Annotated in this window: 8 protein-coding genes; 2 read left to right on the top strand and 6 right to left on the bottom strand. The window is 65.4% G+C overall.

Features of this window, described 5'->3' with window-relative positions; genetic code table 11:
• Positions 1–11: 11 nt before the first annotated feature.
• From M9978_RS10105 to map, 3 genes are all read right to left on the bottom strand, one after another.
• The gene (locus tag M9978_RS10105; RefSeq protein WP_302053925.1) at positions 12–1,193 is read right to left on the bottom strand and encodes a BaiN/RdsA family NAD(P)/FAD-dependent oxidoreductase; all 1,182 of its coding nucleotides are present in this window, start codon (positions 1,191–1,193) and stop codon (positions 12–14) included.
• Between the two features lie 116 nt (positions 1,194–1,309).
• Positions 1,310–1,492, bottom strand: coding sequence for a hypothetical protein (locus M9978_RS10100; RefSeq protein WP_254292910.1), 183 nt, complete (start codon positions 1,490–1,492; stop codon positions 1,310–1,312).
• Between the two features lie 13 nt (positions 1,493–1,505).
• Complete coding sequence (map, locus tag M9978_RS10095; RefSeq protein ID WP_254292909.1) at positions 1,506–2,333, bottom strand: type I methionyl aminopeptidase; 828 nt, start codon at positions 2,331–2,333, stop codon at positions 1,506–1,508.
• Positions 2,334–2,392: 59 nt separating this feature from the next.
• Between map and M9978_RS10090 the strand changes: the two genes are divergently transcribed.
• Entirely contained in the window at positions 2,393–3,148 is a 756-nt protein-coding gene (locus M9978_RS10090; RefSeq protein WP_254292908.1) for a competence/damage-inducible protein A, read from the top strand.
• On the opposite strand, the gene M9978_RS10085 is transcribed toward M9978_RS10090, so the two are convergent.
• The 3 genes from M9978_RS10085 to rpoB all read right to left on the bottom strand — a co-directional run bounded on the left by M9978_RS10085 (position 3,145) and on the right by rpoB (position 12,615).
• Positions 3,145–3,909, bottom strand: a complete 765-nt coding sequence (locus M9978_RS10085) for an ion transporter (protein ID WP_254292907.1) — start codon at positions 3,907–3,909, stop codon at positions 3,145–3,147. The genes M9978_RS10090 and M9978_RS10085 overlap by 4 nt on opposite strands.
• Before the next feature lie 192 nt (positions 3,910–4,101).
• Positions 4,102–8,382, bottom strand: a complete 4,281-nt coding sequence (gene rpoC / locus M9978_RS10080) for a DNA-directed RNA polymerase subunit beta' (protein WP_254292906.1) — start codon at positions 8,380–8,382, stop codon at positions 4,102–4,104.
• 75 nt (positions 8,383–8,457) lie between these two features.
• On the bottom strand, positions 8,458–12,615 hold the full coding sequence (gene rpoB, locus M9978_RS10075) for a DNA-directed RNA polymerase subunit beta (RefSeq protein ID WP_254292905.1): 4,158 nt from the start codon (positions 12,613–12,615) through the stop codon (positions 8,458–8,460).
• Between the two features lie 312 nt (positions 12,616–12,927).
• On the opposite strand from rpoB, the gene M9978_RS10070 reads away from it, so the two are divergent.
• Positions 12,928–14,349, top strand: a complete 1,422-nt coding sequence (locus M9978_RS10070; protein WP_254292904.1) for a M16 family metallopeptidase — start codon at positions 12,928–12,930, stop codon at positions 14,347–14,349.
• Position 14,350 lies beyond the last annotated feature (1 nt).

The following is a 14,350-nucleotide window of genomic DNA, read 5'->3' as shown; positions in this document are numbered from 1 at the left end:
CAACCATGAGGTCAGATCGCCTGACCCGCCGCCCAGCCGCTGGCCCAGGCCCACTGGAAATTGTAGCCGCCGAGCCAGCCGGTGACATCGACCGCCTCGCCGATCGCGTAGAGGCCCCGGACGTCGCGGGCTTCCATCGTCTGCGAGGAGAGGCCGGCGGTGGCGATGCCGCCGACCGTGACTTCGGCCTTGGCGAAGCCCTCGGTGCCGTTGGGATGGAAGCGCCATGCGGACAGGCGGCGCTGGGCTTCGGCAAGCGCCTTGTCGGGGGTGTTGGCGAGTTCCGTGGTGAGGCCGAGCTGATCGGCGAGGGTGTCGGCGAGGCGGGTGGGAAGCGCGTCGGTCAGCAATTTGCGCAGGGTGGTGCGGGGGTGGGCGCGCTTGGCGGCGACGAGCCAGTCGGCGGGATGGGTGGGCAGGAAGTCGATCTCGACCGGCTCGCCGTGGCGCCAATAGGAGCTGACCTGCAGGATCGCCGGGCCGGACAGGCCGCGATGGGTGAACAGGGCGGCTTCGCGGAATTTCGCCTTGCCGGCGCGCGCCTCGACCGGGGCGGCGACGCCGGAGAGCTCGCGGAACAGGACTTCGTCGCCACCGAGCGTGAGCGGGACGAGCGCGGGACGCGGCTCGATAATTTTCAGGCCGAACTGGCGCGCCAGGTCGTAGGCGAAGCCGGTCGCGCCCATCTTGGGGATGGACGGCCCGCCGGTGGCGATGACGAGCGCGGGGGCGGTCGCGATGCGGTCGCCGATGGTGACGCGGTAGCTGGCATCGGCATGGGTGATGTCGCGGGCCAGGTGGCCGAGCGCGATCTCGACGCCTCCGGCCGTGCATTCGGCGAGCAGCATATCGACGATCTGCCGCGCGCCGCCGTCGCAAAAGAGCTGGCCAAGCGTCTTTTCATGCCAGGCGATGCGGTGGCGTTCGACCAGTTCGAGAAAATCGTGCTGGGTGTAGCGACGCAGCGCCGACTTGGCGAAATGCGGGTTGGCCGAGAGATAGCGGTCGGGCGCGGTGTGGAGGTTGGTGAAGTTGCACCGCCCGCCGCCGGAGATGAGAATCTTCTTCCCGACCTGCTCGGCGTGATCGACCAGCAGCACGCGGCGGCCGCGCTGGCCGGCGGTGAGCGCGCACATCAGGCCCGCGGCGCCGGCGCCGAGGATGATGGCGTCGTAGTGGGTGGGGGTGTTCAGCTTGGTACCTTCGTCACCCCGGCCTTGAGCCGGGGTCCCGCTGTTGCGGGCGGTCGGAAGAAGCGGGACCCCGGCTCAAGGCCGGGGTGGCGGTTGATTGTCCAAAGCGGATGCGCTCACCGCAACTTCGCGATCGGCAGGCCGTCGGCCTTGGCGCGGTCCTTGACCGATTCCTCGCTGCGGGTCAGCGCCTTGGCGATCGCCTTGAGCGCCATGCCCTTCTTGGCCAGCGTGTGCAGCTTCTGGATCTCGTCCTGGCGCCAGGGCTGGCGGTGACGCTCGAACTTGCTGTCGCTCATGGTTTTTTTGGCATCAGAAATAGGGCGGCTGGTGGAGGCCGGCGGGCGAGGCGGTGAAGATCTCGCAGCCGGTCTCGGTGATGCCGATCGAATGCTCGAACTGCGCCGAGAGCGAGCGGTCGCGCGTCACTGCCGTCCAGCCATCGTCGAGCAGTTTCACGTCGGGGCGGCCGATATTGATCATCGGCTCGATCGTGAAGAACATGCCGGGCTTGAGCTCGGGGCCGGTGCCGGGGCGGCCAACATGGACAACTTCGGGTGCGTCATGAAACACGCGGCCGAGGCCGTGGCCGCAGAAATCACGGACGACGCCGTAGCGGTGCTTTTCGGCATGGCGCTGGATGGCGTGGCCGACATCGCCCATCGTGTTGCCGGGCTTGGCCTGCTCGATGCCGAGCATGAGGCATTCATAGGTGACGTCGACCAGGCGCTTCGCCTTGAGGGGCACGTCGCCGACGAGGTACATGCGGCTGGTGTCGCCGTGCCAGCCGTCGAGCAAGGGCGTCACGTCGATATTGACGATGTCGCCGTCCTTGAGCGTCTTGGCGCCGGGGATGCCGTGGCAGACGACATGGTTGATGCTGATGCAGCAGCTGTGCGTATAGCCGCGATAGCCCATCGTCGCGGGCACCGCGCCGCCGGCGATGGTCCGTTCACGCACGAAATCGTCGAGTTCCGCCGTGGTGACGCCGGGCAAGACATGCGGCGCGATCGCGTCGAGGATCTCCGCCGCGAGCCGGCCAGCGGCACGCATGCCGGCGAAGCCGTCCGGGCCATAGAGCTTGATCGACCCGTCGCGGGCGAAGTTGGTGTCGGCGGTGACGGTCACATATTCGGTCATGGCGCGCGATATAGGCCAAGCGGTGGCATTTTCCTAGGTGAGCGCATATGGCCGGGCACATGAGCGAACGCATCTGGACGGCAGGCCTTGTGGTGATCGGCGACGAGATTCTCTCGGGCCGCACGCAGGACAAGAATGTCGCGCAGATCGCGGTGTGGCTGAACGTACAGGGCATCAGGCTGAGCGAAGTGCGCGTGGTGCCGGACGTGGAGAGCCGCATCATCGAGGCGGTGAACGCGATGCGGACCGGCCATGACTATTGCTTTACGACGGGCGGGATCGGGCCGACGCATGACGACATCACCGTCGACGCGATCGCCGCGGCGCTGGGCGTGCCGGTGGTGATCCACGAAGGCGCGCGGGCGATGCTGGCCGGCTATTACGAGACCCGCGGCGGGCTGACCGACGCGCGGCTGCGCATGGCGCGGGTGCCGCAGGGGGCGGCACTGATCCCCAACCGCATGTCGGGTGCGCCGGGCATTCAGGTGGGAAATATCTACATCCTCGCGGGCGTGCCCAACATCACCGCGGGCATGCTCGACGCGCTCACCGGCACGCTCGAGGGCGGCAAGCCGGTGGTGAGCGGGACGATTGGCTGCTGGGTGGCAGAAAGCGAAATCGCCGAGCTGCTTGGCGCGGTCGAGCGCGCGCATGAGGGCGTGGCGATCGGCAGCTATCCGTTCTTCCGCGAAGGGCGCGTCGGCGCGAATTTCGTGGTGCGCGCGACCGACATACATGTGGTGGACGCGTGCATCGCCGACCTGACAGGGCAGCTTGAGGCGGGCGGGCGCGAGGTGACGGCGGGCGGGATCTAGTCGCAATCGGCCTTGCGGCTGCGCTCCATCGCGTCGCTGAACGCCGCAGCGAGGATTCCGGTGGGCATCGCGATCAGGCCGATCCCGCAGATCGCGACGAAGCCGGCGATGATCTTGCCGACCACGGTCACCGGATAGACGTCGCCATAGCCGATCGTGGTCAGCGTGATGATTGCCCACCACAAGGACCGCGGGATGCTGCCGAACTTGTCGGGCTGGATGTCGCCCTCGGCGAGATAGAGCGCGGTCGCGCCGAACACGAGCAGGCCGAGCGCGATGCCGGCGGTGAGGCCGAGCTCGAGCCGGCGCGAGGCGATGGCGTGAGTCAAATGCTGGATCGCCGACGACATGCGCCCGAGCTTGGCGAGGCGCAGGATGCGCGCGAGGCGCAGCAGGCGGAGCATCTGGCCGTTGGCGGCGATGAACGGGGCGAAGCTGGTCACGATGACCAGAATGTCGATGAGCGACCAGGGCGAAAGCACGAAGCGCAACCGGCAGCGCCACGCCGGGCCGTCCGACCCCTCCGGCACGACCCACAGCCGCGCAAGAAATTCGAGCAGGAACAGCGTGCCGAACGCGATCTCGATGCGGTGGAACAGCGCCTCGTTGCCGCGCGTCACCAGCGGTTCGGTCTCGAGAACGGCGAGCGCTGTCGCGATCAGGATCAGGACGCACAAAAAGGCGTTGAGCGGCGACAGGCCGCGCCCCGGCCATTTCGGCGGATCGAGCTGCTCGAAGAGCGCGCGGCGAAAGTTGCGCATGATGAAGTCCCCCTGTGGTGAGTGTAGCGCGTGGGGGCGAGGTGGCAATTGGGGTGTAGGGAGGGCAGGATGCGGCGGGGCGGGACGAAGGGGGCACCAAAGTCCCAGTCAGCAACCGTCCACGAAAAAGCCGCCGCCCGGTATCCCGGACGGCGGCTGTTTCTTGTCAGGCGTTGCCGCTGACGAAAGCGATCACTCGCTCTCGTTCAGATACTCGCCCGCGGCCTCGTCGCTCCCGTCGCCGGAGACCTGCACGATCTCGAGCGCGTCATGCGTCGCCATCGCCTCGACCGGGTCCTGCGCCTGTTCGGCCGCACGCTCCTCTTCGGCCGAGTTCGGCGCGATGAGGACTTCCTGCAGGCGGCGCTGCTGGACGCGGAGGGCAGCGTCGCGGCTGGAGGCGGCGATGCGCATGCGGTTCATGCCCGCGCCGGTGCCGGCGGGGATGAGACGGCCGACGATCACATTCTCCTTGAGGCCGATCAACGTGTCCTGCTTGCCCTGAACTGCCGCCTCGGTGAGGACGCGGGTGGTCTCCTGGAACGATGCCGCCGAGATGAAGCTGCGGGTCTGCAGCGACGCCTTGGTAATGCCGAGCAGGATCGGCTTGCCCTGAGCCGGCTGCTGGCCGGGCTCGAGGCGGGCGTTGGTCTCCTCCATCTCGTCGCGATCGACCTGCTCGCCGGGGAGCAGGGTGGTGTCGCCGGCGTCGGTGATCTCGACCTTTTGCAGCATCTGGCGAACGATCACCTCGATGTGCTTGTCGTTGATCTTCACGCCCTGGAGTCGATAGACCTCCTGGATTTCCGCGACGAGATATTCCGCGAGCGGCTCGATGCCGAGCACCTCGAGAATGTCGTGCGGGTTCGGCGAACCGCCGATCAGATTGTCGCCACGCTTGACGTAATCGCCTTCCTGAACGTCGATGACCTTCGACTTCGGGATGAGGTATTCCGCCAGTTCGCCGCCGTCCTCGGGCTGGATACCGATCTTGCGCTTCGCCTTATAGTCCTTGCCGAACACGACGCGGCCCGAAGCGCGCGCGATGATCGCATTCTCCTTGGGGATGCGCGCCTCGAACAGCTCGGCGACGCGCGGCAGACCGCCGGTGATGTCGCGGGTCTTGGCGGATTCGCGGGCGACACGGGCGACGACGTCGCCCGCCTTCACTTCCGCGCCGTCATCGACCGACAGCACCGCGCCCGGCGCCAGCATGTAGCGCGCGCTTTCACCCGAGGCATCGTCGAGCAGGGTGATCCGCGGACGCAGATCCTCCTTCTTGGCGTTGGCGCCGCGGTTTTCGATGATCACGCGCTGCGCGATACCGGTCGCCTCGTCGACCTGTTCGGTCATCGTCTTGGTTTCGATGACGTCCTGGTACTTGGCCGTGCCGCCGGTTTCCGTGATCACCGGCATGGTGAACGGATCCCATTCGGCCATGCGATCGCCCTTCGACACGACATGGCCGTCATCGAACAGCACATAGGCGCCATAAGGGATGCGATGCACCGCGAGTTCGCGGCCGTCCATGTCGACGATCGCGATCTCGCCCGAGCGTGACAGAACCACGCGGCGGCCACGCTGATCGACGATCAGGCGCAGGTCGCGATGCTCGATCGTGCCGTCCACGGGGGCTTCGAGGTTCGACTGCTCGTTGAGCTGCGCCGCGCCGCCGATGTGGAAGGTACGCATGGTGAGCTGCGTGCCCGGTTCACCGATCGACTGCGCCGCGATGACGCCGACCGCCTCGCCGATGTTCACTGGCGTACCGCGGGCGAGGTCACGCCCGTAGCACTTGGCGCACACGCCGATCTTGGCCTCGCACACCAGCGGGCTGCGGATCTTCATGCCCTGAACGCCGAGCGCCTCGATCTGTGCGATCATCGGCTCGTCGAGGAGGGTGCCGGTCTCGATCGCGACGTCGCCGGTCTTGGGATCGACCACGTCCTCGGCCGTCGTGCGGCCCAGGATGCGCTCGCCCAGCGACGCGATGACGCTGCCGCCCTGCACGATCGCCCGCATTTCCAGCGCGCGCTCGGTGCCGCAGTCGATCTCCATGACGACGCAATCCTGCGACACGTCGACCAGACGGCGGGTGAGGTAACCCGAGTTCGCCGTCTTGAGCGCGGTGTCGGCCAGACCCTTGCGGGCGCCGTGCGTCGAGTTGAAATATTCAAGGACGGTCAGGCCTTCCTTGAAGTTCGAGATGATCGGCGTTTCGATGATCTCGCCCGACGGCTTGGCCATCAGGCCGCGCATCCCGGCGAGCTGCTTGATCTGCGCCGCCGAACCGCGGGCGCCCGAATGCGCCATCATGTAGATCGCGTTGGCGGGCTTTTCGCGGCCCGTTTCCGGGTCGATCTTCACCGACTTGATCTCGTCCATCATGGCGGCCGCGACCTGGTCGCCGCAACGGCTCCAGGCGTCGATCACCTTGTTGTACTTCTCCTGCTGCGTGATCAGGCCGTCCTGATATTGCTGCTCGAAGTCCTTGACGAGGCCGCGGGTCTCTTCGACCGTCGCTTCCTTGCTCGCCGGGATGATCATGTCGTCCTTGCCGAACGAGATGCCCGCCTTGAACGCGTTGCGGAAACCGAGCGCCATGATCGCGTCGGCGAACAGCACGGTCTCCTTCTGGCCGGTGTGGCGATAGACCTCGTCGATCACGTCGCCGACGTCCTTCTTGGTCAGCAGGCGGTTGACGACGTCGAACGGCACCTTGTGCGACTTCGGCAGGCACTCGCCGAGCAGCATGCGGCCCGGGGTGGTCTCGAAGCGCTTGAGATACTGGTTGCCGTCCTCGTCGGTCTGCGGAACGCGGCTGGTGATCTTCGAGTGAAGCGTCACGGCGCCGGCGAACAGCGCCTGGTGCACTTCGGACATGTCGCCCAGCACCATGCCTTCGCCCGGCTCGCCCTGCTTCTCCATCGAGATGTAATAGAGGCCGAGGACCATGTCCTGCGACGGCACAATGATCGGCTTGCCGTTGGCGGGCGAGAGGATGTTGTTAGTCGACATCATCAGGACGCGCGCTTCGAGTTGGGCCTCTAGGCTCAGCGGAACGTGCACGGCCATCTGGTCACCGTCGAAGTCGGCATTGAACGCCGAGCAGACCAGCGGGTGAAGCTGGATCGCCTTGCCTTCGATCAGCACCGGCTCGAATGCCTGAATGCCGAGGCGGTGAAGCGTCGGGGCGCGGTTCAGCAGGACCGGATGCTCGCGAATGACTTCGTCGAGGATGTCCCAGACTTCCTTGCGCTCCTTCTCGACCCACTTCTTCGCCTGCTTCAGGGTCATCGACAGACCCTTGGCGTCGAGGCGGGCATAGATGAACGGCTTGAACAGCTCGAGCGCCATCTTCTTGGGCAGGCCGCACTGGTGCAGCTTGAGCTCAGGGCCGGTCACGATGACCGAGCGGCCCGAATAGTCGACGCGCTTGCCGAGCAGGTTCTGGCGGAAGCGGCCCTGCTTGCCCTTGAGCATGTCGGACAGCGACTTGAGCGGACGCTTGTTGGCACCGGTGATGGTGCGACCGCGGCGGCCGTTGTCGAACAAGGCGTCGACCGCTTCCTGAAGCATGCGCTTTTCGTTGCGGACGATGATGTCCGGCGCGCGCAGCTCCATCAGCCGCTTGAGGCGGTTGTTGCGGTTGATCACGCGGCGATACAGGTCGTTCAGATCCGACGTCGCGAAGCGGCCGCCGTCCAGCGGCACAAGCGGGCGCAGTTCGGGCGGGATGACCGGCACGACGTCGAGGATCATCCACTCCGGGCGGTTGCCCGAATCGATGAAGCTCTCGACAACCTTGAGCCGCTTGATGATCTTCTTGGGCTTCAGCTCCGACTTGGTGGTCGCCAGCTCTTCGAGCAGGTCACGCTTCTCGCCCTCGAGGTCGAGGTCCATCAGCATGATCTTGACCGCTTCGGCGCCGATGCCGGCGGAGAAGGCGTCCTCGCCATATTCGTCCTGCGCGTCGAGCAGTTCGTCCTCCGTGAGGAGCTGGAACTTCTCGAGCGGGGTCAGGCCCGGCTCGGTGACGATGTACGACTCGAAGTACAGCACGCGCTCGAGCTGCTTGAGCTGCATGTCGAGCAGCAGGCCGATGCGCGACGGCAGCGACTTGAGGAACCAGATGTGCGCGACCGGGGCGGCGAGCTCGATATGGCCCATGCGCTCGCGGCGGACCTTCGAGACGGTGACCTCGACGCCGCACTTCTCGCAGACGATGCCCTTGTACTTCATGCGCTTGTACTTGCCGCACAGGCACTCGTAATCCTTGATCGGACCGAAGATGCGCGCGCAGAACAGGCCGTCACGCTCGGGCTTGAACGTGCGATAGTTGATCGTCTCGGGCTTCTTGATCTCGCCGAACGACCACGAGCGGATGCGGTCAGGCGACGCGATGCCGATCTGGATCTGGTCGAAGGTCTCCGGCTTTGCCACCGGGTTCGCGAAGTTGGTCAGTTCATTCATGTCGTTTTCCCTCAGGAGGGTAAATCTCTGGGCGGGAGGTCAGGCCCTCGCATTCGTAATGCGAGGGCCTGACGATCACTCCGCCGCGATCGCGACGCCGTCGTCGTCGAAGCCAAGATCCTCGTTGGTCTTGAGTTCCACGTTGAGGCCGAGCGAGCGCATTTCCTTGACGAGCACGTTGAAGCTCTCCGGGATGCCGGCCTCGAACGTATCGTCGCCCTTGACGATCGCTTCGTAGACCTTGGTGCGGCCGACCACGTCGTCGGACTTCACCGTCAGCATTTCCTGGAGCGTGTACGCCGCGCCGTAAGCCTGCAGCGCCCACACTTCCATCTCGCCGAAGCGCTGGCCGCCGAACTGCGCCTTGCCGCCCAGCGGCTGCTGGGTGACGAGGCTGTACGGCCCGATCGAACGTGCGTGGATCTTGTCGTCGACAAGGTGGTGCAGCTTGAGCATGTAGATGATGCCCACGGTCACCTTGCGGTCGAACATGTCGCCGGTGCGCCCGTCGAACAGGTCCGACTGGCCCGACGTGTCGAGACCCGCCAGTTCCAGCATCGCCGTCACGTCGCTTTCGCGCGCGCCGTCGAACACCGGGGTGCCCATCGGAATGCCCGTGCGGACATTGTGAATCAGCTCCGACACCTGCTCGCCGGTGCGCGCCCCGATCTCGGCGGCGTAATGGTCGCCATAGATCTCGACCAGACGATCCTTAACCGCGGCCGGCATCTCGCCCGCCTTCGCGTCCGGATTGGCTTCACGCCAGTCCTCCAGCGCCGAGGCGACCTGCATGCCGAGGTTGCGCGCGGCCCAGCCCAGATGCGTCTCGAAGATCTGCCCGACGTTCATGCGCGACGGCACGCCCAGCGGGTTGAGCACGAGATCGACCGGCGTACCGTCCTCGAGGAACGGCATGTCCTCGACCGGCAGGATGCGCGAGATGACGCCCTTGTTGCCGTGACGGCCGGCCATCTTGTCGCCCGGCTGCAGCTTGCGCTTCACCGCGACGAAGACCTTGACCATCTTGAGCACGCCCGGCGGCAGCTCGTCGCCGCGCTCGAGCTTCTCGCGGCGGTCCTCGAACTTGTCCTTGATGCGCTTCACGGCCTCGTCATACTGGCCCTTCACCGCTTCCAGGTTGCCCTGCATCGCGTCGTCCTGAACGGCGAACTTCCACCATTCGTGACGGTCGACGCTGTCGAGCAGATCCTCGTCGATGACCGAGCCCTTCTTGAGGCCCTTCGGCGTGCCGGTCGCGGTCTGGCCGAGCAGCATTTCCTTGAGCCGCGACCAGGTGGCGCGGTTGAGGATGTTGCGCTCGTCGTCCGAGTCCTTCTTGAGGCGCTCGATCTCCTCGCGCTCGATCGCCATCGCGCGCTCGTCCTTGTCGATGCCGTGGCGGTTGAACACGCGCACATCGACGATCGTGCCCGACACGCCCGGCGGCAGACGCAGCGAGGTGTCGCGCACGTCGCTGGCCTTTTCGCCGAAGATCGCGCGGAGCAGCTTCTCTTCCGGCGTCATCGGGCTTTCGCCCTTCGGCGTGATCTTGCCGACCAGGATGTCGCCCGGCTCGACCTCGGCGCCGACATAGACGATGCCCGCCTCGTCGAGGTTGCGCAGCGCCTCCTCGCCGACGTTCGGGATGTCGCGCGTGATGTCCTCCGGCCCGAGCTTGGTGTCGCGGGCCATCACTTCGAACTCGTCGATATGGATCGACGTGAACACGTCGTCCTTCACGATCCGCTCGGAGATGAGGATCGAGTCCTCATAATTGTAGCCGTTCCAGGGCATGAACGCGACGAGCGCGTTGCGGCCCAGCGCCAGCTCGCCGAACTCGGTCGACGGGCCGTCGGCGATCACGTCGCCGACATTGACGACGTCGCCCACCTTCACCAGCGGCCGCTGGTTGATGCAGGTCGACTGGTTCGAACGCTCGAACTTCATCAGCGTGTAGATGTCGACGCCCGACTCTTCCGCCGACACGTCGCCGGTCGCGCGGATGACGATGCGCGAGGCATCGACCTGGTCGACGATGCCGCCGCGGCGGGCACCGATCGCGGCGCCCGAGTCACGCGCGACGGTCTCTTCCATGCCGGTGCCGACGAACGGCGCCTCGGCGCGCACCAGCGGCACGGCCTGACGCTGCATGTTCGAGCCCATCAGCGCGCGGTTGGCGTCATCGTTTTCCAGGAACGGAATGAGCGATGCGGCGACCGAGACGAGCTGCTTGGGGCTGACGTCCATCAGCGTGATCGTTTCGGGCAGCGCCATCAGGAACTCGCCCGCCTGACGCGCCGAGATCAGATCCTCGGTGAAGCGGCTGTCGCCATCGACCTCGGCCGATGCCTGCGCGATGGTGTGCTTGGCCTCTTCCATCGCCGAGAGATAGACGACCTCGTTGGTCACCCGGTTGTCGATCACCTTGCGGTACGGCGTCTCGATGAAGCCATATTTGTTGACGCGGCTGAACGAGGCGAGGCTGTTGATCAGGCCGATGTTCGGGCCTTCCGGCGTCTCGATCGGGCAGATGCGGCCATAATGCGTCGGGTGAACGTCGCGGACTTCGAAGCCGGCGCGCTCACGCGTGAGACCGCCCGGCCCGAGCGCCGAAACGCGACGCTTGTGCGTCACTTCGGAGAGCGGGTTGGTCTGGTCCATGAACTGCGAGAGCTGCGACGAACCAAAGAATTCGCGCACCGCGGCGACCGCGGGCTTCGCGTTGATCAGGTCGTTCGGCATGACGGTCGAGACATCGACCGACGACATGCGCTCCTTCACGGCGCGTTCCATGCGGAGCAGGCCGACGCGATACTGGTTCTCGAGCAGCTCGCCCACCGAACGCACGCGGCGGTTGCCGAGATTGTCGATGTCGTCGACTTCGCCCTTGCCGTCCTTGAGGTCGACCAGCGTCTTGACCACCGCGAGGATATCCTCGGTGCGGAGCGTCGTGACGGTGTCCTCGGCGTCGAGGTCGAGGCGCATGTTGAGCTTGACGCGGCCCACGGCCGACAGGTCGTAGCGCTCGGGGTCGAAGAACAGGCCGCCGAACAGCGACTCCGCGGTCTCCAGCGTCGGCGGCTCGCCGGGGCGCATGACGCGGTAGATGTCGGACAGCGCCTGCTCGCGCTCCTCGGCCTTGTCGGCCTTGAGCGTGTTGCGGATCCACGGGCCGGTCGAGACATGGTCGATGTCGAGCAGCTCGATGCGGTCGATGCCGGCCTTGTCGAGCAATTCGAGATTCTCGGCCGAAACCTCGTCGCCGGCCTCGATGTAGATCTCGCCGGTCGACTCGTTGATCAGGTCATAAGCGCTGTAACGGCCGTAGATTTCCTCGGTCGGGATCAGCAGCGTCTCGAGCCCGTCCTTGCCTGCCTTGTTGGCGGCGCGCGGCGAGATTTTCTGGCCGGCGGGGAAGATCACTTCGCCCGACTTGGCGTCGACGATGTCGAACGCCGGCTTGGCGCCGCGCCAGCTCTCGGGCGCGAACGGAATCTGCCAGCCACCCGGACCGCGCACGAATGTGACGGTGTTGTAGAAGTGGTTGAGGATCTCTTCCGAGTTCAGACCCAGCGCGTAAAGCAGCGAGGTCACCGGCAGCTTGCGCTTGCGGTCGATACGGACGTTGACGATGTCCTTGGCGTCGAACTCGAAGTCGAGCCACGAGCCGCGGTAGGGGATCACGCGCGCGGCGAACAGATACTTGCCGCTGGCGTGGGTCTTGCCGCGGTCATGGTCGAACAGCACGCCCGGCGAACGGTGCATCTGGCTGACGATGACGCGCTCGGTGCCGTTGATGAAAAAGGTGCCGTTCTGCGTCATGAGCGGCATGTCGCCCATGTAGACGTCCTGCTCCTTGATATCGAGCACCGAACGGGCTTCCGTATCGGGATCCACCTCGAACACGATCAGGCGCAAGGTCACGCGCATCGGGGCGGCATAGGTGATGCCGCGCTGACGGCATTCCTCGACGTCGAACTTGGGCGATTCGAGTTCATAGGTTACGAAATCGAGCTCGGCGGTGCCGGCGAAGTCGCGGATCGGGAAGACGCTGCGCAGCGTCTTTTCGAGACCCGAGACATAGCCGATCGAAGGATCGCTGCGGAGGAACTGTTCGTAGGATTCGCGCTGAACCTCGATCAGGTTCGGCATCTGCACCACTTCGTGGATGTCGCCGAACACCTTGCGGATGCGGCGCTTAACGGTGCCGCCTTCGATCGCCTTGGTTGCCATGTAGCTATTTGCCTTTGTCAGCCTGAATGTCGCCCGGTATCCGCCGGGGCAGGCACGCAAACAGACGCCAAAGGGCCGAGTGCCTTCACCCATTCGATCGGGGAAAACCTCAGCCTTTCAAGCGTCTATAACTCCCGGACGGCCCATTCGTACAAAGCGCTGCGCGACGGCGCCTCATTTCCCGGCCAGTCGGGAGAGCGCGATATAGGAGCCATGTTGGAAAGTGTCAAACCGCCCCGGTATCGTTTGACACGAGCTACTGTGCCGTTAGCCTAATACAGTTCGTTACGTCGTCGAGTTTAGGGGATAGCCATGAAGATGAAGCGATGGGCCGCGGCGCTCGCGCTCGCCAGCGCCGTGCCATTCGGCCTAGCCGCCACGTCCGCCACGCCCGCCGCGGCGCAGGGCGCCAAGCAGAAGCTGTCGGTGGAGACGCAATATTATACGCTGCCCAACGGCCTGCGCGTCGTGCTGGCTAGGGACAGCATCGCGCCGACGGTGACCGTCGCGGTCTATTACGGCATCGGCTTCCGCATCGAACCCAAGGAGCGCACCGGCTTCGCGCATTTGTTCGAGCATCTGTTGTTCCAGGGATCGAAGAACGCGCCCAAGGGCGTGCACATCAACACGATCAACACCGCGGGCGGCATCCTCAACGGATCGACCCGCTATGACTTCACCAACTATTTCGAGGTCGTGCCGTCGAACGCGCTCGAGCGGATGCTGTGGCTCGAAGCCGACCGCATGGCGAGCCCGATCATCAATGACGAGGTGCTCAAGAACCAGCAGGGCGTGGTCGGCAACGAGGTCAAGGTCAACGTCCTCAACCAGCCCTATTCGACATGGCCGTGGATCGACCTGCCGATGCTGGCCAACACCAACTGGTACAACAGCCACAATTTCTACGGCGAGCTGAAGGAGATCGAGGCCGCGACGGTGGCCGACGCGTCGCAGTTCCACGACGCCTTCTACAAGCCGTCCAACGCGGTGCTCGTGGTCGCGGGCGACATCGACTATGCCGCGACCCGCGCGATGATCCAGAAATATTATGGCTGGATGCCCAAGTCGGCGCCGGTCAAGCTGCCCGACATCAGCGAGCCGCGGCAGGAGAAGGAGAAGTTCGCCAGCCGCGTCGACAAGCTCGCGCCCAAGCCGGGCTGGGCGGCGGGCTATCACGTACCGCCACGTGGCACGCCCGAATGGTATGCGATGGGGCTGATCGACCAGATGCTGGTCAAGGGGCAGGACAGCCGGCTCTACCGCAAGCTGGTCGCGGAGAGCGGTATCGCGGGCGAGGTCGGCGGCGGGATCAACTTCCCGCTCGGCACGATGTTCAACTATCAGGGCCCGATGCTGTGGAGCTTCAGCTTCACGCACGACGCCAACCGCAGCCGCGACGAGATCAAGGCGGCGGTGGATGCGGTGATCGAGGATCTGCGCAGCAAGCCGGTGTCGCCCGAAGAGCTGAACCGCGCGCGGACCAAGATGCGATCGTCGCTCTATTCGACGATCGACGGGCAGGGGCGGATCGGGCTGATCGATCTGCTCGCGGTGTACGCGCTGTTCGACAATGATCCGGCGAAGGTCAACCAGATCGAGGATGGCTTCGCCAAGGTGACGCCGGCGCTGATCCGCAAGACCGCGCAGGAATATCTGCGCCCGACCAACCGCTCGATCTATGTCATCGACCCCGGCGCAACGCCTGCCGCCGCCAAGCCCGCGGGAGCCAAGTAAG

Source organism: Sphingomonas tagetis (genome assembly GCF_024211275.1).
Taxonomy (GTDB): domain Bacteria; phylum Pseudomonadota; class Alphaproteobacteria; order Sphingomonadales; family Sphingomonadaceae; genus Sphingomonas; species Sphingomonas tagetis.
Note: the sequence above shows the minus strand (reverse complement) of the source record. Positions and strands in the feature narration are given on the sequence as shown.